General features: G+C 42.6%; 16 protein-coding genes. 10 read left to right on the top strand and 6 right to left on the bottom strand.

Annotated features, from left to right (window positions below):
• Entirely contained in the window at positions 1-1,167 is a 1,167-nt protein-coding gene (uxuA, locus tag FC093_RS16335; RefSeq protein WP_137262879.1) for a mannonate dehydratase, read from the top strand.
• 158 nt (positions 1,168-1,325) lie between these two features.
• Here the strand turns inward: uxuA and FC093_RS16330 are convergent, their stop codons facing one another.
• Entirely contained in the window at positions 1,326-2,141 is an 816-nt protein-coding gene (locus tag FC093_RS16330; protein ID WP_240743336.1) for a polysaccharide deacetylase family protein, read from the bottom strand.
• 198 nt (positions 2,142-2,339) lie between these two features.
• Here FC093_RS16330 and FC093_RS16325 point away from each other — a divergent pair, with 198 nt between their 5' ends.
• Both FC093_RS16325 and FC093_RS16320 read left to right on the top strand, forming a co-directional pair.
• Positions 2,340-4,574: an alpha-glucuronidase family glycosyl hydrolase gene (locus tag FC093_RS16325; RefSeq protein ID WP_137262878.1), complete on the top strand. Its 2,235-nt coding sequence runs from the start codon at positions 2,340-2,342 to the stop codon at positions 4,572-4,574.
• A gap of 138 nt (positions 4,575-4,712) precedes the next feature.
• A complete protein-coding gene (locus FC093_RS16320) occupies positions 4,713-5,516 on the top strand; it encodes an N-formylglutamate amidohydrolase (protein WP_137262877.1) in 804 nt (267 codons plus the stop codon).
• A gap of 122 nt (positions 5,517-5,638) precedes the next feature.
• Here FC093_RS16320 and hutF read toward each other — a convergent pair whose 3' ends face one another.
• The 4 genes from hutF to hutH form a co-directional block, all read right to left on the bottom strand.
• Complete coding sequence (gene hutF / locus FC093_RS16315; RefSeq protein ID WP_137262876.1) at positions 5,639-6,940, bottom strand: formimidoylglutamate deiminase; 1,302 nt, start codon at positions 6,938-6,940, stop codon at positions 5,639-5,641.
• Between the two features lie 329 nt (positions 6,941-7,269).
• Positions 7,270-9,270 carry a urocanate hydratase gene (locus FC093_RS16310; protein WP_137262875.1) on the bottom strand — a complete coding sequence of 667 codons (2,001 nt, stop codon included), beginning with the start codon at positions 9,268-9,270 and terminating at the stop codon, positions 7,270-7,272.
• Positions 9,267-10,616, bottom strand: coding sequence for an imidazolonepropionase (gene hutI / locus FC093_RS16305; RefSeq protein WP_137262874.1), 1,350 nt, complete (start codon positions 10,614-10,616; stop codon positions 9,267-9,269). The genes FC093_RS16310 and hutI overlap by 4 nt, the downstream gene beginning before the upstream one ends.
• A gap of 10 nt (positions 10,617-10,626) precedes the next feature.
• Positions 10,627-12,198 carry a histidine ammonia-lyase gene (hutH, locus tag FC093_RS16300; protein ID WP_137262873.1) on the bottom strand — a complete coding sequence of 524 codons (1,572 nt, stop codon included), beginning with the start codon at positions 12,196-12,198 and terminating at the stop codon, positions 10,627-10,629.
• A gap of 200 nt (positions 12,199-12,398) precedes the next feature.
• Here hutH and pheS point away from each other — a divergent pair, with 200 nt between their 5' ends.
• The 3 genes from pheS (at position 12,399) to FC093_RS16285 (ending at position 15,055) form a co-directional block, all read left to right on the top strand.
• The gene (gene pheS / locus FC093_RS16295; RefSeq protein WP_170971121.1) at positions 12,399-13,430 is read left to right on the top strand and encodes a phenylalanine--tRNA ligase subunit alpha; all 1,032 of its coding nucleotides are present in this window, start codon (positions 12,399-12,401) and stop codon (positions 13,428-13,430) included.
• A 169-nt stretch (positions 13,431-13,599) separates the two neighbouring features.
• Complete coding sequence (locus tag FC093_RS16290; protein WP_137262872.1) at positions 13,600-14,301, top strand: cytochrome b/b6 domain-containing protein; 702 nt, start codon at positions 13,600-13,602, stop codon at positions 14,299-14,301.
• Positions 14,288-15,055 carry a molybdopterin-dependent oxidoreductase gene (locus FC093_RS16285; protein WP_137262871.1) on the top strand — a complete coding sequence of 256 codons (768 nt, stop codon included), beginning with the start codon at positions 14,288-14,290 and terminating at the stop codon, positions 15,053-15,055. The genes FC093_RS16290 and FC093_RS16285 overlap by 14 nt, the downstream gene beginning before the upstream one ends.
• Positions 15,056-15,136: 81 nt before the next feature.
• On the opposite strand, the gene FC093_RS23810 is transcribed toward FC093_RS16285, so the two are convergent.
• Positions 15,137-15,313, bottom strand: coding sequence for a DUF6728 family protein (locus FC093_RS23810; protein WP_170971120.1), 177 nt, complete (start codon positions 15,311-15,313; stop codon positions 15,137-15,139).
• Between the two features lie 118 nt (positions 15,314-15,431).
• Here FC093_RS23810 and FC093_RS16280 point away from each other — a divergent pair, with 118 nt between their 5' ends.
• The 4 genes from FC093_RS16280 (at position 15,432) to mtgA (ending at position 19,603) form a co-directional block, all read left to right on the top strand.
• Positions 15,432-16,124: a response regulator transcription factor gene (locus FC093_RS16280; RefSeq protein WP_240743335.1), complete on the top strand. Its 693-nt coding sequence runs from the start codon at positions 15,432-15,434 to the stop codon at positions 16,122-16,124.
• Positions 16,125-16,528: 404 nt separating this feature from the next.
• A complete protein-coding gene (locus FC093_RS16275) occupies positions 16,529-18,055 on the top strand; it encodes a GH3 family domain-containing protein (RefSeq protein WP_137262869.1) in 1,527 nt (508 codons plus the stop codon).
• Positions 18,056-18,218: 163 nt separating this feature from the next.
• Entirely contained in the window at positions 18,219-18,881 is a 663-nt protein-coding gene (locus FC093_RS16270; protein WP_137262868.1) for a LysE family translocator, read from the top strand.
• 11 nt (positions 18,882-18,892) lie between these two features.
• On the top strand, positions 18,893-19,603 hold the full coding sequence (gene mtgA, locus FC093_RS16265; protein WP_137262867.1) for a monofunctional biosynthetic peptidoglycan transglycosylase: 711 nt from the start codon (positions 18,893-18,895) through the stop codon (positions 19,601-19,603).
• The last annotated feature ends 372 nt before the right edge of the window (positions 19,604-19,975 follow it).

Genomic DNA, 19,975 nt, shown 5'->3' with positions numbered 1-19,975 from the left:
ATGAAATTGATGGAACAAACGATGCGCTGGTTTGGACCTGCCGATCCGGTGAGTTTAGCAGATATACGCCAGGCAGGCTGCACAGGTGTGGTTACCGCATTGCACCACATTCCCGTAGGTGATATTTGGGAAATTGATGAGATAAACAAACGTAAAAAAGAAGTGGAAGATGCAGGTATGACCTGGACTGTAATTGAAAGCCTGCCCGTGCATGAAGACATCAAAAAACAAACCGGCAACTATAAACACTACATCGAAAATTACAAGCAAAGCCTGCGCAATGTAGCGGCATGTGGATTGAAAGTAGTGACGTACAACTTTATGCCAATACTCGATTGGATGCGTACTGATATAGCTTATACATTACCTGATGGCAGTAAAGCATTATACTTTGAAAAAAGTGCATTTATTGCATTTGATTTGTTTTTACTGCAACGTCCCGGTGCCGAAAAAGATTACAATGCGGAAGAGATACAAAAAGCAAGGCAACGATTGGAAGTAATGACAGACAGAGAAAAGGAAGTATTATACACCAATGCTTTACTTGGCTTGCCTGGCAGTGAGGAACGGTTTACAACCGAACAAATTTTAGCAGCACTAAAAACCTATGAAAATATTGATGCTCAAAAATTAAAAGAACACCTGTTTTACTTTTTACAACAAATAGTTCCGGTAGCAGAAGAAGCGGGCTTGCAAATGGCTATTCATCCCGATGATCCGCCATATAATATATTGGGCTTACCACGCATTGTAAGCACCGAGCAAGATGCTAAAGAGTTGCTACAGGCAGTACCTTCGCCAGCTAATGGTTTATGCTTTTGCACCGGCTCTTATGGTGTAAGAAAAGACAATGATTTGGTAGGCATGATACAACGGTTGGGCGATCACATACACTTCCTGCACCTGCGCAATACGAAGCGTGATGCAGATGGCAACTTTTATGAAGCAGATCATTTAGCCGGCGATGCAGATATGTATGCTATTGTAAAAGAAATTACTTTATTAATGAAGCGAAAAAATACTTCCATTCCTGTGCGCCCCGATCATGGACATCAGATGCTGGATGATTTGGATAAAAGAACCTACCCTGGCTATTCGGCAATAGGAAGATTAAGGGGCCTGGCAGAATTAAGAGGATTGGAGTTGGGTATTGCAAGGGGAATATGAGCAGTAAGGGGAAATATAAAATAATGTTTCCCTGCGGCATTTCTTTTTACCTTTTAAAATTAATTATTCAGCCGGTTAATATCATATCAGATTACTGTTGAGGAGATATAAAAATCCGGATTAGTATTGCATAAAAACAAACACTTTGTTTTCTGTTCTTACTTCAAACCGGTTTGAAATTGCTTTATATATTCAGCTACCTGTAGCATGGGTGCAATCCAGATGTTCTTTTCATTTTGCTTCAAAAAATGCAGCAACTCACTGTGTGCCGGCAGTGACACATTTAAAGAATGCCCTCCGCCCACACCATGAAAAAGAAACACCAATAAAGTATGCTTTTCCATTGCTTGTTTTACCAGGGCAATCAGTTCAGCACCTGTTTGTCCATTGATGGCATAACAACCTATATTGTATAAATCAATTGTATCAATAGCAGGCATTTCGGGTTGTGTGCCTCTTGCTGCTACAAAATCATTTTTTACCCATTCAATGTAAGCAGTATCATGAATTTTTGTATCGCCGCATGGGTAGGCAAATGTGCGTTCCGTTTTACCATCCATAGCTTTCAAAAAGGCATTAGTCATTCTTATTTCATCCGTTATTTTTCTAACAGAATAATTATCTAAATCATAATCTGATGTAACAAAGCCTCTGCCTGGCAAGCTGCCTGTACAGGGATGAAATAACGTATGATTGGCCAGCTCGTGGCCATTTGCTGCAGCAGCCCGCCAGTCTTTCAATCTTGTATCAAGTGTACCTGAATAACCGGATAAGTAAAAGGTGGCTTTTAACCCTAAGGAATCCAAAGCAGGAATAGCATTATCCAAATCCACATTCAAAGCATCGTCATAAGTAAGCACCACGGCGCATTGCCTGCCCTGCCAGGTAGTAGTGTTCTGCGCAATAGCGTTTACACCAACAATTCCTGCCATCAGCAGCAGGCATATCAATTTCCGATAACACGATTTTATCATAAACATTTTACAGCATCTTTTTTACTGTTGTTTTCATCTATACAAACTGCTATATAATTGTAAAGGCAAACAATGCTACAGAAGACTAAAGTATAAAGAAAAACAGGATAATGAAACTGCTCTCATTATTTATTTTGAATGAATATTTAAATAGCTTTACTTCCTGCGTAACTACTTGAAAAAACAAAAAGGAAAGGCATGAATATATGCAACGGCAAATTGCTCAAGAAAAATTACCTGCTGTACAAGCAACCGAAACTGTTATTGCTAAACAGGCTATTGCCCTATAAAAAAACAGGCTATTTTTTGCTGTATTTCCTATTCGTTATTTCATTGGCTAAGGCTGAAGACGGATACAGATTGTGGCTTCGCTACGATTTAGTAAACGACAATGCTTTATTAAAACAATATCGTTCTTCCATTCAGGCAATTAATATAAACGGAAACACTTCAACGGTTGCTGCATTGCAAAAAGAATTGAACACCGGACTGCAAGGTTTATTGGGAGAAAGTATTTCTAATATTTCTCAGCCTGCAAATAACAGTATTGTTGCCGGCACACCTGCTACTATGAAAGACATAAAAGCAATGGTTGGTGCTGATGCACTTAACACATGTGGCAGCGAAGGTTTTATAATAAAAACAGTGCATTTTAATAACAAAAATATCATTGTTATTGCCGGTAATACCGATGTAGCGGTTTTGTATGGTGGCTATCATTTTTTACGGTTGCTGCAAACACATCAACATATACAGGATCTCAATATTACAAGTGTTCCAAAAGTAAAATTGCGGGTGCTGGACCACTGGGATAATTTGAACAGGACTGTAGAACGTGGCTATGCCGGCATTTCTATTTTCGACTGGCAAACTTTGCCCGATTATCTGGATAAACACTATACCGATTATGCCCGCGCCAATGCATCTATCGGCATCAATGGTTCGGTATTGAATAATGTAAATGCCAGTGCGCTCATTCTTACACCTGCTTACCTGGAAAAAGCAGCGGCACTGGCCAATGTATTTCGTCCGTATGGCATAAAGGTGTATCTCTCCATAAAGTTCAGTTCACCTATTGAAACCGGCGGACTTAAAACCGCCGATCCGCTGGACAAAGCGGTGCAGGAATGGTGGAAGAAAAAGGCAGATACGATTTACCAGTACATTCCTGATTTTGGTGGTTTTTTGGTAAAAGCCAATTCCGAAGGGCAGCCCGGCCCGCAGAATTATGGCCGCACCCATGCCGATGGTGCCAATATGCTCGCCGATGCCTTAACGCCGCATAACGGTGTGGTAATGTGGCGGGCTTTTGTATATAGCGAAAGCGATGAAGACCGTTTTAAGCAGGCATATAACGAGTTTAAACCATTAGACGGAAAATTCAGGAGCAATGTATTGGTGCAGGTAAAAAATGGACCTATAGATTTTCAGCCGCGCGAACCCTTCCATCCCCTGTTCGGTGCCATGCCGCAAACGCCTTTGATGCTCGAGTTTCAGCTAACACAGGAATATCTTGGGTTTGCTACGCATCTTGTATTTCTTTCTACTCTATTCAAAGAATGTCTTACAGCAGATACCTACGAAAAAGGTGCCGGCTCTACAGTGGCTACAATAGTAGATGGTTCTGTGGAAAATCATGCACTTTCGGGAATGGCAGGCGTAGCCAATATTGGCAACAGTATTAATTGGACAGGTCATCCGTTTGGGCAGGCCAACTGGTATGCGTTTGGAAGACTGGCATGGAACCATGAGTTAAATTCTGCTCAAATTGCAGATGAATGGATACAACAAACATTCACTAACAACCCTGCTTTTTTGGACACAGTAAAAACAATGATGCTTCTTTCGCACGAAATTTTAGTGGATTATATGACGCCGCTTGGGTTGCATCATATTATGGGCTATGGTCATCATTATGGGCCTGCGCCGTGGTACGATAAAGGAGCACGTGCCGACTGGAACCCGGTATATTTTCACCGTGCAGACGCTATGGGTATTGGCTTTAACAGAACGGCTACTGGCAGCAATGCGCTGGCACAATATGCGCCGGAAGTGCAGGCAATGTATAAAGATTCAAATACCTGCCCGGACAAATACTTATTATGGTTTCATCATGTAAGCTGGAACCACAAGATGCATTCGGGAAGAACATTGTGGGAAGAATTGTGCTATAAATATTATACCGGCGCAGATTCGGTAAGCTGGATGCAGCACGCATGGAATAACATGAAAGGCAAGATAGATGAGGAACGTTTTGAGCATGTAAAAATGCTGTTAGCTATTCAGCATAAAGAAGCAGTATGGTGGCGCAATGCGTGTGTGTTATACTTCCAAACATTTTCACATCAACCTATACCTGAAGGGTATGAACAGCCGGAGCATTTGCTCGCGTATTACGAAAGCCTGGAGTTTCCTTTTGCGCCGGGGCATTGATGTTTGATGATTGAATCAGCGAATGTATAATAATGAAAGACGCAATGAGGCGCCGTCATATTTACATTATTCAGGTTTTGGCATAAGCCCTGAAACTCCTATAAAGATTACTAACCGAAGATTACCATATTCAACTACATGGACAATTTTAGAGTAATACAACCTGTTGGCGGCACCTCTCCCCTTATCCTCAGCATTCCGCATTGTGGTACTGCTTTCCCCGATGATATTGTACAGGAGTATAAACAGGAAATGCTGCCGCCCGATGATACCGATTGGTTTGTGGACCGGCTTTATTCTTTTGCTTCGGAATACAACATAACCATCATTGCTGCCACCTGCAGCCGCTGGGTGATTGACCTTAACCGCAACCCCGATGGACAATCTTTATACAACGATGGACGGTTAATTACAGCACTTTGTCCCACTACTAATTTTTTGGGACAAGCCATTTATAAAGATGAAAGGCACAGCGTGGCACCCGGAGAAATACAAAGGAGAAAGGAATTGTACTTTGAACCATATCATAACAAAATACAGGAACTGGTAAATGCAGCCAAGAACCACTTTGGAAAAGCTTTGCTATGGGATTGCCATTCCATCCGCCGCTCTGTGCCTGCTATTCATCCGCAACCTTTTCCCGATCTTATTTTGGGCAGTGCAGACGGCACTTCGGCATCTCCTGCCATCATTGACAAAGCAGTAAAATTATTGGGTAATGCACATTATTCATTCAGCCATAATTATCCTTTTAAAGGAGGTTACATCACCAGGCATTTTGGCAAACCTCACGAAAACCAACATGCGCTGCAATTAGAAATGGCAAAGCAGCTATACATGGATGATAGTGAACGAATGTATGATGAGGAAAGAGCCATTCAGGTGCAAACATTATTAAAACAAACACTCACTGCTTTGCATCCATTGCTGTTGCAGGAATAGTAGCTTATCGGTTGTTTACCTATTCTCGGAGAAGGAATCACAAAGACACAAAAGGAAGAAGATTCACCAGGTATTATTCTCTTTTCCTTCGTGCACCTTTGTGTCCTCTGTGCCTCTGTGGTTCAATATTGCTTTTTATACATCCAATTACCATTTACCAAAGTACCCAATACAGCCGAAGTATCAGCGGTATAAACAATAGCAGAAAGTAAATGCTTCATTTCTGCCTGGGCAAGTAGTGGTTGCATTATATCATACACCACCGCATCCAACGGCTGCCCGATGGCAAAGTAATTTTGAGCATGGCTGCCCATAGCCTTTATACCCGAAAAAAAGGCCTTTTCTGTAAGCACCGATGCGCCATCTGCAAACGTATTGCGCTTGTATGTGGTTAAACGCTGTGCATAGTCCAGCCAGCGCAGGTCTTCCAAAGGATTAAGGCTGATATGACTGTCGCTGCCAATAGACCAGTTGCCACCATGCCCGGCAAATAACTTTAAAGGAAAAATACCGTCTCCCAAATTAGCTTCTGTGCCGGGACAAAGTACAGCATTAGCGCCGCTCTTTGCCAATTGCTCTGTTTCCAAAGACGTCATGTGCGTGCAATGCACTAAGTGAAAGCGGCTGTTTAAAGGCAAATTGTCCAGCAACCACTCAACCGGACGTTTGCCTAAATATTCTATGCAGCGTTCTACTTCGCCCAACTGCTCGGCAGCATGAAGGTGAAAAGGTAATTTCTTAGGTCCTTCTTCATAAGTAGTAATAATATTTTTTGCATCCACTGCCCGCAAAGAATGTACGCCAAAGCCCAGCTTTGCATGTTCATAATATGTAATTGCTTGTTTGCTTTTGTCGAGCAGTTTAAAGTAATCATCAACAGTAGCAGCAATAAAGCGGCGCTGCCTTAGCTGCGGTTCCTTTCCAAAATCTCCTCTTTGATAAAATATAGGAATCAGCGTTATTTTAATACCTGCTGTTTTTGCGGCAGCTACTAATCGCTCGCCCATCTCTGCAGGATTACTATATTGTTTGCCTTGCCCATCATGATGCAGGTAGTGAAATTCCGCTACCGAGGTATAACCATTGCGCAGCAAATGACTATACAAAGTAGTAGCTACTTTTTCCATCCCTTCCGGTGAAAAACTACCGGCACAAGCATACATCGCTTCGCGCCAGCTCCAGAAATCATCAGATGCATCTGTTGCATGTTGCTCTGCCATACCCGCCATGCTGTATTGAAAAGCATGTGAATGTGCATTTTGAAAACCCGGCAATGCAGTGCCATGCACCATCTCTACTGCTTCAATGTTTGATGGTTTATTACTTAATAAATATTGAATAATGCCTTTATCATCAACGCCAACAAACGCCGGGCTTAACCAGCCTTCTTTTAATAATAAAGAATGAAATTGGAAGTATTTCATCAGGAATGAATATGCTACGTGAGATTGTATTAAAATTTTACCTCGATGCGATATTTAGAATATAACATATCTCCCCTTCGGGGTTTAGATACTTTTTGTTGTTGATTAGCTGCTATAATCCTGTAGTCCTTCCAGGCCTTTAAAGCCGCAAAGCGGATAAAATGATTTTAGGATTTTACCAGCACAACATCTATTAGCCTCCGGGTGATATGTTGTTTTAAAAAGCCATTATGATAACTAATTAATACAAGATTAAAGCTTTGCATTATTATTCTTTACACGTGCTGCAGCTATTAACCTTGCTTAAGTTCATTAATATCAATTTTCACCTACCCACAAACCTTATCCAACAAATCATCATCCACCAAATTCGGTAATGTAACCTTGAGATTTGGTGTGCGGTTCAGTTCTCTTTCTATTGCAAACCTTGCTTCTTTGTTGCGTGCCCAGCTACGGCGCGCAATGCCATTGTTCACATCAAAAAACAACATGCTTTGCAGTTTGCGGTCTGCTTCGGCTGTTCCATCCAGCACCAGACCAAAGCCGCCGTTCATTACTTCGCCCCAGCCTACGCCACCACCGTTATGAATAGAAACCCAGGTAGCACCACGAAAACTATCGCCAATTACATTTTGTATTGCCATATCTGCTGTAAAACGGCTACCATCGTAAATATTGCTTGTTTCCCTGAAAGGCGAATCCGTACCACTTACATCATGGTGGTCGCGTCCCAGAACAATGGGCGCCTTCAAAGAACCATTTCTTACCGCCTCATTGAAACGCTGTGCTATTTTTATTCTGCCTTCCGCATCTGCATACAAAATACGCGCTTGTGAACCTACCACCAGGCAGTTTTTTGCTGCTTCGCCAATCCAGGTAATATTATCCTGTAATTGCTGTTTTATTTCATCCGGCGCTGATATTTTGATGCTTTCCATTACTTCCAGGGCAATATTATCGGTCAGTTGCAAATCATTAGCATCGCCGGAAGTACACACCCAACGGAACGGTCCAAAACCGTAATCAAAACACATGGGTCCCACAATATCCTGCACATAAGAAGGATATTTAAAATCAATACCATTAGCCGCCATCACATCGGCTCCGGCACGGCTGCATTCCAGCAAAAAAGCATTGCCATAATCGAAAAAATAAGTGCCTTTTGCCGTATGCTTATTAATGGCTGCCGCATGGCGGCGCAACGATTCCTGTACTTTAGTTTTGAATAATTCAGGATTATCAGCAATTAAGCCATTCGATTCTTCAAACGACAATCCGGCAGGATAATAACCACCCGACCAGGGGTTGTGCAGCGAGGTTTGGTCGGAGCCAATGGTTACAAATAAACCTTCTTCGTAAAAGCGTTCCCACACATCTACCACATTGCCCACATAAGCCAACGAAACAATTTCTTTGACTGCTACTGCTTTTTTCACACGTGCAACCAATGCATCTAAATTTTCCCACAACTCATCCACCCAGCCCTGCTGGTGGCGCTTGTATGCAGCAGCCGGGTTGACTTCGGCACACACGGTAATGCAACCTGCAATAGTACCTGCTTTGGGCTGCGCACCGCTCATGCCACCTAAGCCGGAAGTAAGAAAGAGGTTACCAGCCACGCTTGCTCCTGCCAGTTGTTTGCGCAAGGCGTTCATCACTGTTATGGTAGTGCCGTGTACAATACCTTGCGGGCCAATATACATGTACGAGCCGGCAGTCATTTGTCCATATTGCGTTACGCCCAATGCATTATACCGCTCCCAATCATCCTGCCTGGAATAGTTGGGAACCATCATGCCATTGGCAACAACAACGCGTGGTGCAGCAGGCGAAGAAGGAAACAAACCCATTGGATGCCCACTATACATGTGCAATGTTTGCTCATCGGTCATCGTGGCTAAGTATTGCATGGTGAGCAGGTACTGCGCCCAGTTTTGAAATACGGCTCCGTTGCCGCCGTACGTAATCAATTCGTGCGGATGCTGTGCTACTACGGGGTTTAAGTTGTTCTGTATCATCAGCATAATGCAGGCAGCATGTTGGCTCTTTGCCGGATATTCATTTACCGGCCGTGCATACATAGGATAAGCAGGACGAAAACGGTACATGTAAATGCGTCCGTAGTTATTCAATTCTTCCAAAAATTCCTGCGCCAGTTCTTCGTGCCATTTCACAGGAAAATAGCGTAGTGCATTGCGGATAGCTAATTTTTTTTCTTCGGGTGAAAGAATATCTTTTCGTTTGGGTGCATGACTTACACCTGCATCATACGGCAACTTTGGTGGTAGTTGTGCAGGGATGCCTTGTAATATTTCTTCCTGGAAGGTCATGGTTGAATGAGTGAGTTATTGTTAGAAGAATAGTTACCGCTAAGACGCGAAGAAGCAAAGTATGCTCTATTATTCTCTGTGCTGCTGGGGTTCAAATAATCATTAATTAATTTTCCTCTTTTCCATACCTGCGTTGGTTTTAAACGACCTTGCTGGTACAAAATTTCCTGGTAATTATTGGTGGGGAATACAATAAAATCGGCTAATAAACCTTGCTGTATTTTTCCTCTATCACTACATTGCAAAGCATTAGCGGCGCGATAAGTAATGCCAGCCAATACTTCTGCATTGGAAAGCTTTTCAAAAGTACCTAAAATAGCAGCCTGTGTAAGTAAATCGCCCATGGGCGCCGAGCCGGGATTCCAGTCGCTGGCGATAGCCAGGCTGGCACCAGCATCCAGCAGGCGGCGCGCAGGTGCAAAAGCAACGCCCAACCCAATAGAAGCGCCGGGCAGCGCAATGGGCACCACATTGCTTTTGGCTAATAACTGTATTTCTTTTTCTCCACTTGCTTCCAGGTGGTCGGCGCTTACGGCTGCAAACTGCACTGCTACCGCGCTGCCGGAAGGATGAAACTGGTCGGCATGAACAGTAAGATGAAAACCAAGTTCTTTTGCTTTGGTAAAATAGGGTGTAATTTGTTCAGCAGCAAATGCACCTTCTTCTATAAACGCATCAATGCGTGTAGTAAGTTGCTCTTCTATAATCATGGGAAATAATTGATGGCTTATTTCCTGCAAATAATCCTCATGCGTGCCGTTATAATCTTTGGGTAAGATATGTGCAGCCAGGCAAGTAGGAATCAGGTCAGCCGGTGTTTGCTCAGCCGCTTTTTTAATAGCTTTTAAAATCTTTAATTCTGCTGCTGCCGAAAGTCCGTAACCGCTTTTTACTTCTATTGTAGTGATACCTTCCTGTAAATGACGATTTGCATGTTGTAAAGTAAGTGCTGCTAATTCCTCCATTGAGGCTTTGCGGGTGTGCTGCACCGTATCCCAAATGCCACCGCCGGCGGCTGCTATTTCCAAATAGCTTTTCCCCGCATTGCGCATTGCATAATCATTGGCTCTTGAGCCAGCAAAACAAATATGCGTGTGCGCATCAATAAAACCGGGAATTGCAACAACATCTTCATTCAATTGGATAATGGCTGCATGTAACGTTTGAGCTTCTTTTATCAATTCACTAAAAATACCCACCTTATAAATTTTTTCATCTTCCATCAATATTCCGGCTTCGATAACAGGTTGCAACAAGTCATCTGTAAGCGCACCTTTATCCGGCAAATCTGCCATGGTAATTAATTGCCGGAAAGGTCCGATCAATAAGAAAGTATTTTCTTTCATATGCTATATGCTAAAACGAATCAAACAGTTGGGTGAACGATGTAGTGTAAGGCACGCCTTCTTTTGCTGCAACGGCATACGCCAGCTTTGGCAGCTCACCGCTTTGAACAATGGCTATTGCTTTTTGCATGTATTCATACAATATTTCATCCTGCTCAATATGCGGTATTTGCTGGCGGACGCAGGCATGAATAGCCTGCAAAATTTTACCGGGTTTGAGCGGTGCAAGAAAATCTAATGCCTGGGCTGCACACATTAGTTCAATACCTATAATTTTTTCTGCATTCTCCATCACCTGCAATGCCTTGCGCCCGCTGATGGAACCCATGCTTACATGGTCTTCCTGCCCCAGCGAGGTGGGAATACTATCGGCGCTTGCCGGAAAACAAAGGCTTTTATTTTCGCTGACCAAAGCCGCTGAGGCATATTGCAAAATCATAAAGCCGGAGTTTAAGCCGGTTTCTTTTACCAGCAATTTAGGCACGCCCGGCACACCCCCTTCGAGCGAAAGATAAATGCGGCGGTCGGCAATATTACCCATTTCGGAAGCAGCTATACAGGCATAATCGAGCGGAATAGCCAACGGCTCGCCATGAAAATTGCCGCCGCTGATGGTGAGGTTTTCATTAATGATAACCGGATTATCAGTAACGGCATTGATTTCAATTTCCACCAGCTCTTTAAGATGCAGCCAGGCATTGCGGGCAGCACCATGCACCTGCGGAATGCAACGCAGCGAATAAGGGTCCTGCACCCGCGTACAATTGGCATGAGAAGGTACAATTTCCGAATCGCTCAACAGGTTGTGAATAGTAGCAGCTACATGCTGGCAACCTTTAAAGGGACGTAATTCGTGCAGTTGGGGGAGAAATGGTTTGGCAGAACCTTTCAGCCCTTCCAGCATTAAAGCACTTGTAATGTCGGCATTGGCAAGCCTATTTTGAAAACGGGCGACCATTTCTACTGCATGTGCAGCAATAAACTGCGTTCCGTTTATCAACGCCAAACCTTCTTTAGCAGCTAAATGTAGCGGTGCTATTCCTTTTTGCTGCAACACTTCGGCAGCAGGCATTATTTTATTTTGATAATAGACTTTACCCAAGCCGATAAGCGGCAGGAATAAATGTGCAAGCGGTGCCAAATCGCCGGAAGCACCTACAGAACCCTGGCTGGGCACTACCGGAATAATACCTTCTTCCAAATGCCAGATGATGCGGTCTAATGTGGCTTCGCGAATGCCGGAATAGCCTTGCGCCAGCGCCTGCAGCTTGAGTACGAGCATCAGGCGCGAAAGGGCTTCACTGATAGGTGCCCCCAAACCTACGGCATGGCTTTTTAATATATTTTCCTGTAGTTTTTTAGTATCTTCTGCAGAAATTCTGGTGGTGCACAACGGACCAAAGCCGGTATTGATGCCATACACAGCTACATCGGCAGCAACTATCCCTTCTACAACCGCGCTGCTGCGGTGTATTTTTTCGCGTGCCTCGTTGTTTATTATACCTTTTACGTAGCCTTTGCTGATGGCAATAGCTGCGGGTATATTCAGCATTTCAGCGCCATATTGAAATGATGGGTTCATCTTTACAATTTATCCGGTTTATTCGATGCTTTGCCAATGTAGTTACGTATAGGTAAAGCAGTATGGAAATATTATTGCATGGCAAAATAATCAGAGGCAAAACTAACAGTTATTAGTAAATTATGGTTCAGGAAGATTAGCTTTTAACGCAGTTCACGGCTCATAACTTGCCACTCGCATCTTTCATTTATCTTCGCCGCATGGAAGCACTGATGCAACAAATAGACAATTACAAACAGGAAATGACTGCATTTGAAGCAACGACCGCCGAAGCTGCAGAGGCATTCCGCATAAAATACCTGGGCACAAAAGGCATTGTGAAAGCAGTGATGGGCGAGATAAAAAATGTACCTAATGATCAGAAAAAAGCATTCGGTCAAATCTTAAATGAATTCAAGCAGTTTGCTGAAGCACGGTATGAAGTGCTTAAAGAGTCAACTGTCAACGGTCAACCGTCAACAGTTAATAGCATAGACATTAGCTTGCCCGGCACACCTGTAGCAATAGGTACACGTCACCCGCTCAGCATTGTACGCAACCAAATTGTATCTATTTTTAAAAGATTAGGTTTTGCAGTAGCCGAAGGTCCGGAGATAGAAGACGACTGGCACAACTTCGGCGCAATGAACCTGCCCGAAGACCACCCGGCGCGCGACATGCAGGATACTTTTTACATCAATCAGCATCCGGCGTGGCTGTTGCGCACGCATACCAGCAGCGTGCAGGCGCGCGTGATGGAAGCACAGCGTCCGCCTATCCGCGTTATCTGTCCTGGTCGTGTGTATCGTAATGAAACCATCAGTGCGCGGGCACATTGCTTTTTCCACCAGATAGAAGGTTTATATATAGATGAAAATGTGTCCTTTGCCGACCTGAAGCAAACACTCTATTTCTTTGTACAGGAAATGTTTGGGAAAGAGGTAAAAGTGCGTTTTCGTCCTTCTTATTTTCCTTTTACCGAGCCAAGCGCCGAGATGGATATTAGCTGTCTTATTTGTGGTGGCAGTGGTTGTACCGTGTGCAAGCATACGGGCTGGGTAGAAATTTTAGGCAGTGGTATGGTGCATCCTAAAGTGCTTCAAAACTTTGATATTGACCCCGAAAAATATACCGGTTTTGCATTTGGTATGGGCGTAGAGCGCGTATGCCAGTTGAAGTATAGGATAAATGATCTGCGGTTGTACTCGCAAAATGATGTACGCTTTTTGAGGCAGTTTACCGGGGCGGTGTAAATACAATTTCATCGCGGAGACGCTAAGATACCAAGCGTATTTGAATACATCAGCTCCGCGGCTTTGCGTCTCCGCGTTTTTTTATTCTCCTTTATTATTGTAATGATTAACAATTATTTGTCAGCTTATATCCAATACTGGGGAATCGTTTTTATCGTATATTTTCTGCATGAAAAGGATTTTAAAAAAGCATCCGCTTGCCATTCGCTGGTTTCATTGGATTAATTTTCCGGTGCTGGCAGTAATGATATGGAGCGGACTACTTATTTATTGGGCGTACGATCCTTATACAATCAATATTGCCGGTAAAGAATATTTTCATTTTTTTCCTAAAAGTTTTTACAACACATTACATATTCCTTATCACTTGGCAGAAGGCATGAGCTTTCACTTTGCTTTCGCGTGGTTGTTTATTTTTAATGGATTGTTGTATGTATCATACACGATTTTTTCGGGCGAATGGCGGTATCTTTTACCCAACAAAAAATCTTTTAAAGAAGCGGGGCAAGTCTTACTGCACGATTTGCACATCCGCAAATATCAGCTTCCGCCAAATAAATATAATGCAGCGCAACGTATTGCTTACACAGCTATCATCATTATGGGTATAGGTTCGGTCATTACCGGTTTATCCATTTACAAACCAGTACAGTTCGGCTGGCTGTGTGCGTTTTGCGGCGGCTACGAAGCTGCACGCTTAGAACATTTTGTACTAACAATTGGTTATGTCCTTTTCTTTATTATCCATATTGTACAAGTCATCAAAACCGGCTGGCAAAACTTTCAGGCAATGATTACTGGTGTTGAAGTAATTCCTAACGATAGGTATCCTAATACTGCCATTCAAAATAATCCCAATGAAAAAGCATGAATTCTTTGACCGTACTGCGTGGGAATCGGATAAAAAAATCCGCCGCCGTACTTTCTTTTCTTTTATGGCTTTTGCTTTGGCAGGTGCAACAGGTATTGCAGGCTGGAAATGGCTGAACCGGCAGCCACGGCAGGGCGGCGCCTTACAGCCACTGCGGAAAACATTAGAAACAAACGAAGAAATACTGACGTCTGCGTTCAGCGAACACCGGCTGGTAAAAACGTATCCAAAATCGGCAGCAGCCAAGAATGTACGTGTAAACAGCCTGATTGGAACGAGACAGAATATTGACGTAAATACCTGGCGGTTGAATGTAAAAAAGAACAATGGCAGTACACTATTGTTTAGTTTAGAGGATATAAAAAAGCTGCCTGAAAAGGATATTGTTTTTGATTTCAAATGTGTGGAAGGCTGGAGCCAGGTTCAATATTGGAGCGGCATTCCACTAAAAGATTTTATTGTGGCAAACGGCTTGCAGGATGAAACAAAAATGAAGTACATGGGTTTGCAAACGCCCGATCAAAAATATTATGTTGGTTTGGATATGCCCAGTGCACTGCATCCGCAAACGATGCTGTGCTACGAAATGAACGGACAGCCGCTCACACAAGCACACGGTTATCCGTTACGACTGATTATTCCTGTAAAATACGGGATTAAAAATCTTAAATGTATTGGCACTATGTATTTCAGCAATCAAAAGCCACCCGATTATTGGGCAGAAAGAGGGTATGATTATTATGCGGGACTGTAACTTTGTGAATGGTGAATTGTAGATTGTGAATAGAAAAATCATTATCTGAACTTTCTTTCTGTCAACGGTCATCAACAACTGTCATCTAAACATCGGCAGTATTACAAACTTGAAGAGCATAATCAATAATGCCACAATAAACATTAGTAGCGAAATACGGTTCATGCCGTGCATCAATTTAATATTTATATTGCGTGGTGCATTCGGGTCGCGCTTTTTAATATAGAGATACTCGGCAATTTGTCTTAAAATTCCCATGTTGTATATTTTACATCAAAATTACGACCTGCATTCATCAAAAAAAGACCTGCCACTTTGTCCATGGCATAAAAATGGATGAATTAACATCTTGTAACTTCTTAAAAACCTGAATATCATGGATAAAAAGTATAAAATTCTGCTATGCGAAGACGATACGAACTTAGGCATGGTGACCAAAAACTTTCTCGAACTGCATGATTATGATGTAACACTGGAGCGTGATGGACGCCTTGGGCTGGCGGCCTTTCAGCGTGAGCGTTATGATGTTTGCCTGCTCGATGTAATGATGCCTAACGTAGATGGCTTTACATTGGCTGAAGAAATCCGTGATATAGATCCAGATGTTCCGCTCTTTTTCATAAGCGCAAAAACCATGAAAGAAGATATTTTAAATGGGTATAAATTAGGCGCCGACGATTATATAACCAAGCCTTTTGACAGCGAAGTGTTGCTGGCAAAAATAAAAGCTATCCTCAAGCGCAACGAAGAGCTGAATAAAGAAAGCGAAAATATAGAGTTTGATTTGGGCAGTTATCATTTCAATCCCAAACTCCGTCAGTTGATTACCGAAGGCAAAACACAAACGCTTTCGCCTAAGGAAAATGAATTATTGAAAATGCTGGCAGAGCACAAAAACGATTTGCTGCCACGCGAACGCGCACTCAAAAAAATATGGGGCAGCGATACGTATTTCAATGGCCGTAGCATGGATGTGTATATAGCCAAGCTGCGCAAGTATTTGAAAGAAGATCCCAACATCGAAATTGTAAATATTCATGGCAATGGCTTCCGTCTGGTAGCGCCATAACATTCTTATACAAATCCAAATCACAAAAGCCTTACATTAAACACAGTAAGGCTTTTGTTTTTGTATAACTGGCTGCGGGGCAGCCATTAAGGATTTATATTAGTGTACCATATCTATCAGCGGTGATCACTCTTTTCAACACCTGTGCGTCCTTCAGCAGGGCTTGCACCAGCACCTTTTACTTTGTATTATTTTTAATCAAGTAGCTACTGTGTTTCTGCTACAGTTTAAGGGTCACCGCTTGCACTCTGAGGCTTGTAGCTTTTACAGGGCAACTTATTAAAAATGATATAATCCAAGCACTTATACACCTCAATTCCTTTAAAATTCCTTAAACCAACATTCCAACATTGGTACATATCATACAATTGGTGTAGCTTCGTACATAACCTTTATTCTTGCGAATGGCGATTTTTGATATTCATCTGCCTAAACGTATTGCGAGAGCGTTGCGCTTGCCCGAAAACAATCCACGTAACCAGCAACTACGTGTATTGCGGAAATTGCTGCGCAAAGCGCGCTTTACAGAGTTTGGACAGAAATATAGATTTGACGAGATATTATTGAATAAACATATTGGCAAAAAGTTTCAGGAACTGGTACCGGTTTATAATTATAATACTATCTACAACGAGTGGTGGTACAAAACGCTGGAGGGCAAGCCTGATGTATGCTGGCCTGGCAAAATAAAATATTACGCACTCAGCAGCGGTACCAGCGAAGCTTCCAGCAAATACATTCCTATCACCAACGATTTATTGCAGGGCAACAAAACAGCTATGATTAAGCATTTGCTTAGTCTGCGCAATTATGTGGATATTCCGGTAAAATCGTTGGGCAAGGGCTGGCTCACCCTTGGCGGCAGTACCGACCTGGAAAAAGGCCCTGGTTACTACGCCGGCGATCTGAGCGGCATTACTGCCAAAAAATCGCCTTTCTGGTTTCAGCCATTTTACAAGCCGGGACGAAAAATAGCCAAAGAAAAAGACTGGAATAAAAAACTGGAAGAAATTGTATCCAAAGCGCCCGAATGGGATATCGGCTTTATTGTAGGCGTACCTGCCTGGATACAAATGTGTTTGGAAATGATTATTGAGCGCTACAAGCTGAATAACATACACGAACTGTGGCCTAACCTTGCTTTTTTTGTGCATGGCGGCGTAAGTTTTGAGCCTTATAAAAAAGGTTTCAAAAAATTGCTGGGTAAGCCTATTAATTATATAGAAACTTACTTAGCCAGCGAAGGCTTTATAGCCTACCAGGACCGGCAGTATGCTACTGGTATGCACCTCGTTACCAACGAACATATTTTCTTTGAGTTTGTTCCTTTTGACCAGCATAATTTTGATGCGGATGGCAATCTGTTGAATGGGCACAAAGCCCTGATGGTGCATGAGGTGGAAGAAGGGAAAGATTATGCGTTGCTGCTAAGCACCTGCGCCGGTGCATGGCGTTATCTGCTGGGCGATACCATTCGCTTTACCAACAAAGAGCGCTGTGAAATTGTAATTACCGGCCGCACTAAACATTTCCTGAGCCTCGTGGGTGAACACCTGAGCGTGGACAATATGAACAAGGCCATTGAACTGGTAGCCGAAGACCTGAACATTTGCATACCTGAATATACAGTTGCAGGCGAGCCTTACGGTCTGTTTTTTGCGCACCACTGGTATGTAGCCTGCGATGATGTGGTGAATGCGGAAGTGCTGCGCACTAAGATAGATGAAAAGCTGAAAATGCTGAATGATGATTATCGCGTAGAGCGCACCAGTGCTTTAAAAGAAGTCTTTTTGGATGTGTTGCCCGAAGAACAGTTTATGCAGTTTATGAAACTGAAAGGTAAAGTAGGCGGCCAGCACAAGTTTCCCCGCGTGCTTAAAGGCAAGATGCTCGAAGACTGGCAAAAGTTTTTGGTGGGTGAGTTGGTGTAAAGTTGTTTGTCATTTTAAATTATGAGCAGTATATTATTTTAAGCCGGTAGCTCGCAGCTTATAGCTCAAAGCTTTTTATCAGATATTTTTATTATCCATTACCAATTCTATATCCTTATTTTCGTTTCTTTGGTTTATTCATTTCACTACTCAATCGGATTGAATGATTGCAGCCCTGTTAAAAGGTTTGGCACTGGGTGTATTACTTAGTATTTCTGTGGGTCCCGTGGTTTTTGCTATTATCAGGCAAAGTCTTAACAATGGGCACAAAGGCGGGTTTGCCTTTGTAGCCGGTGTTTCGGCGAGCGATATAGGGCTGGTGCTTATCTGCAATATCTTTTCGCAATTATTCAAAGCGGCTATGAGCCATGAAAAATTCATTGGAATTGCGGGCAGTATTTTTTTAATTCTCATGGGCTTGTATAATATCTTCTTTAAAAAAGTACCTCAGCCCGGCGAAGTAAAAGCGGTGCAGGTATTTCGTAAACGCGATGTGGCAGCTTCTTTTTTTCAGGGTTTTTTCATGAATTTACTCAATCCTGGCGTACTCCTGTTTTGGTTTGCTGCTTCTGCTACCATATTGGATGATTCCGAAACAGCTACTCATCCTGACCAGTACCGGTTTGTTGTTTTTTTTACCTGCCTGTTGTTTGTATTAAGTGCAGATATCTGTAAGGTATTTCTTGCCGGCAAAATACGCACCAAGCTCACGCCGCACAATATTCATATTATTGACCGCATTTCAGGACTTATCCTTACCATATTTGGTATTGTGCTCCTGTACGGTATCTTTACCGGCCACATAGCTGGTAAACAATTGAACTAATTTTTTTGCAAATGGCTACTTCGGCAGGCGCTTTTATCTGGCGCTGGATCAAGCGTATTTTTCTGTTCTGCTTTATTTCTTCTTTTTTATACATTATTATTTGCAAATGGATAATGCCACCTGTTACCATTACACAGCTAAGCTCGCTGATAGAGGGTGATGGGTTAAAGCGCGATTATGTAAGTAAGGAAGACATTTCGCCTAACCTGCGGCTGGCAGCTATGGCAAGCGAAGACCAGCTTTTCCCTAACCACAATGGCTTTGACTGGAAAGCTTTAGAAAAAAGCTTAAACAGCAATCCTAAAAAGAAAGGGCGCATACGCGGCGGCGCAGCCAGTACTATCAGCCAGCAAGTTGCCAAGAATGTTTTTTTGTGGCAGGGCGAAGGCTTTATGCGCTATGTACGCAAAGTACCCGAGTTTTATTTCACCAAAATGATAGAATGGATATGGGGCAAGCAGCGCATACTGGAAGTGTACCTGAATGTAATAGAAATGGGCAAAGGCATTTATGGCGCCGAAGCAGCAGCGGAGGCTTACTTTGGTAAACATGCCGAATCGCTTACCCGCAAGGAAGCAGCTATGATTATTGCCTGCCTGCCTAATCCAAAGATTTATACTGTAAAGCCGATAAGCCGCTTTGTAAGCTGGAAAAGTAACTGGATACTGCGCCAGATGAATAATATTGAGGACGATGAAGATATTAAATCACTAACGTATTAATATAGTGATAAGCGGTATTGTTTGGATATGCGTTTTTAATCCCACTCAAAGTTTACTTTATTCTCTTCAAAATAGCTTTGATAGCTGTAAATAAAACCCAAATAAATTATTCTTTCTAATCATTTGATTTATAACATCTAAGGCTTCAAGAAGGGGGTTGCATTAACTTTTTCTTTATTTTATTTTAAGGTTCTTTAAACAATCTTTAATAAAATGCAAAAATTTTCCCTTTACATTTGTACAGGTTTTTTTCACAATTCCTTTGTATCCCAGGTACAATCGCACGACGTTGGGGGCCGTAACTAAACTAATTCAAAAAGGGCCGCAACCGGACTAATAAGAGGAGAAATAGAGAGCAACACTATGGGGCCG

The organism is Ilyomonas limi (assembly GCF_005233845.1).
In the GTDB taxonomy this organism is placed as follows: Bacteria; Bacteroidota; Bacteroidia; order Chitinophagales; family Chitinophagaceae; genus Ilyomonas; species Ilyomonas limi.
The sequence above is the reverse complement of the archived record's forward strand: the minus strand, read 5'-3'. Positions and strand labels throughout refer to the sequence as shown.

What these genes read in the sequence shown, in the direction of transcription:
- hutI (WP_137262874.1), bottom strand. Translation starts at nt 10,616, where the DNA reads ATGAAAGAAAATACTTTCTTATTGATCGGACCTTTCCGGCAATTAATT.
- FC093_RS16310 (WP_137262875.1), bottom strand. Translation starts at nt 9,270, where the DNA reads ATGACCTTCCAGGAAGAAATATTACAAGGCATCCCTGCACAACTACCA.
- mtgA (WP_137262867.1), top strand. Translation starts at nt 18,893, where the DNA reads ATGGCTACTTCGGCAGGCGCTTTTATCTGGCGCTGGATCAAGCGTATT.
- hutH (WP_137262873.1), bottom strand. Translation starts at nt 12,198, where the DNA reads ATGAACCCATCATTTCAATATGGCGCTGAAATGCTGAATATACCCGCA.
- FC093_RS16280 (WP_240743335.1), top strand. Translation starts at nt 15,432, where the DNA reads ATGGATAAAAAGTATAAAATTCTGCTATGCGAAGACGATACGAACTTA.
- FC093_RS16330 (WP_240743336.1), bottom strand. Translation starts at nt 2,141, where the DNA reads ATGATAAAATCGTGTTATCGGAAATTGATATGCCTGCTGCTGATGGCA.
- uxuA (WP_137262879.1), top strand. Translation starts at nt 1, where the DNA reads ATGAAATTGATGGAACAAACGATGCGCTGGTTTGGACCTGCCGATCCG.
- FC093_RS16270 (WP_137262868.1), top strand. Translation starts at nt 18,219, where the DNA reads ATGATTGCAGCCCTGTTAAAAGGTTTGGCACTGGGTGTATTACTTAGT.
- FC093_RS23810 (WP_170971120.1), bottom strand. Translation starts at nt 15,313, where the DNA reads ATGGGAATTTTAAGACAAATTGCCGAGTATCTCTATATTAAAAAGCGC.
- hutF (WP_137262876.1), bottom strand. Translation starts at nt 6,940, where the DNA reads ATGAAATACTTCCAATTTCATTCTTTATTATTAAAAGAAGGCTGGTTA.
- FC093_RS16285 (WP_137262871.1), top strand. Translation starts at nt 14,288, where the DNA reads ATGAAAAAGCATGAATTCTTTGACCGTACTGCGTGGGAATCGGATAAA.
- FC093_RS16290 (WP_137262872.1), top strand. Translation starts at nt 13,600, where the DNA reads ATGAAAAGGATTTTAAAAAAGCATCCGCTTGCCATTCGCTGGTTTCAT.
- FC093_RS16275 (WP_137262869.1), top strand. Translation starts at nt 16,529, where the DNA reads ATGGCGATTTTTGATATTCATCTGCCTAAACGTATTGCGAGAGCGTTG.
- FC093_RS16325 (WP_137262878.1), top strand. Translation starts at nt 2,340, where the DNA reads ATGAATATATGCAACGGCAAATTGCTCAAGAAAAATTACCTGCTGTAC.
- FC093_RS16320 (WP_137262877.1), top strand. Translation starts at nt 4,713, where the DNA reads ATGGACAATTTTAGAGTAATACAACCTGTTGGCGGCACCTCTCCCCTT.
- pheS (WP_170971121.1), top strand. Translation starts at nt 12,399, where the DNA reads ATGGAAGCACTGATGCAACAAATAGACAATTACAAACAGGAAATGACT.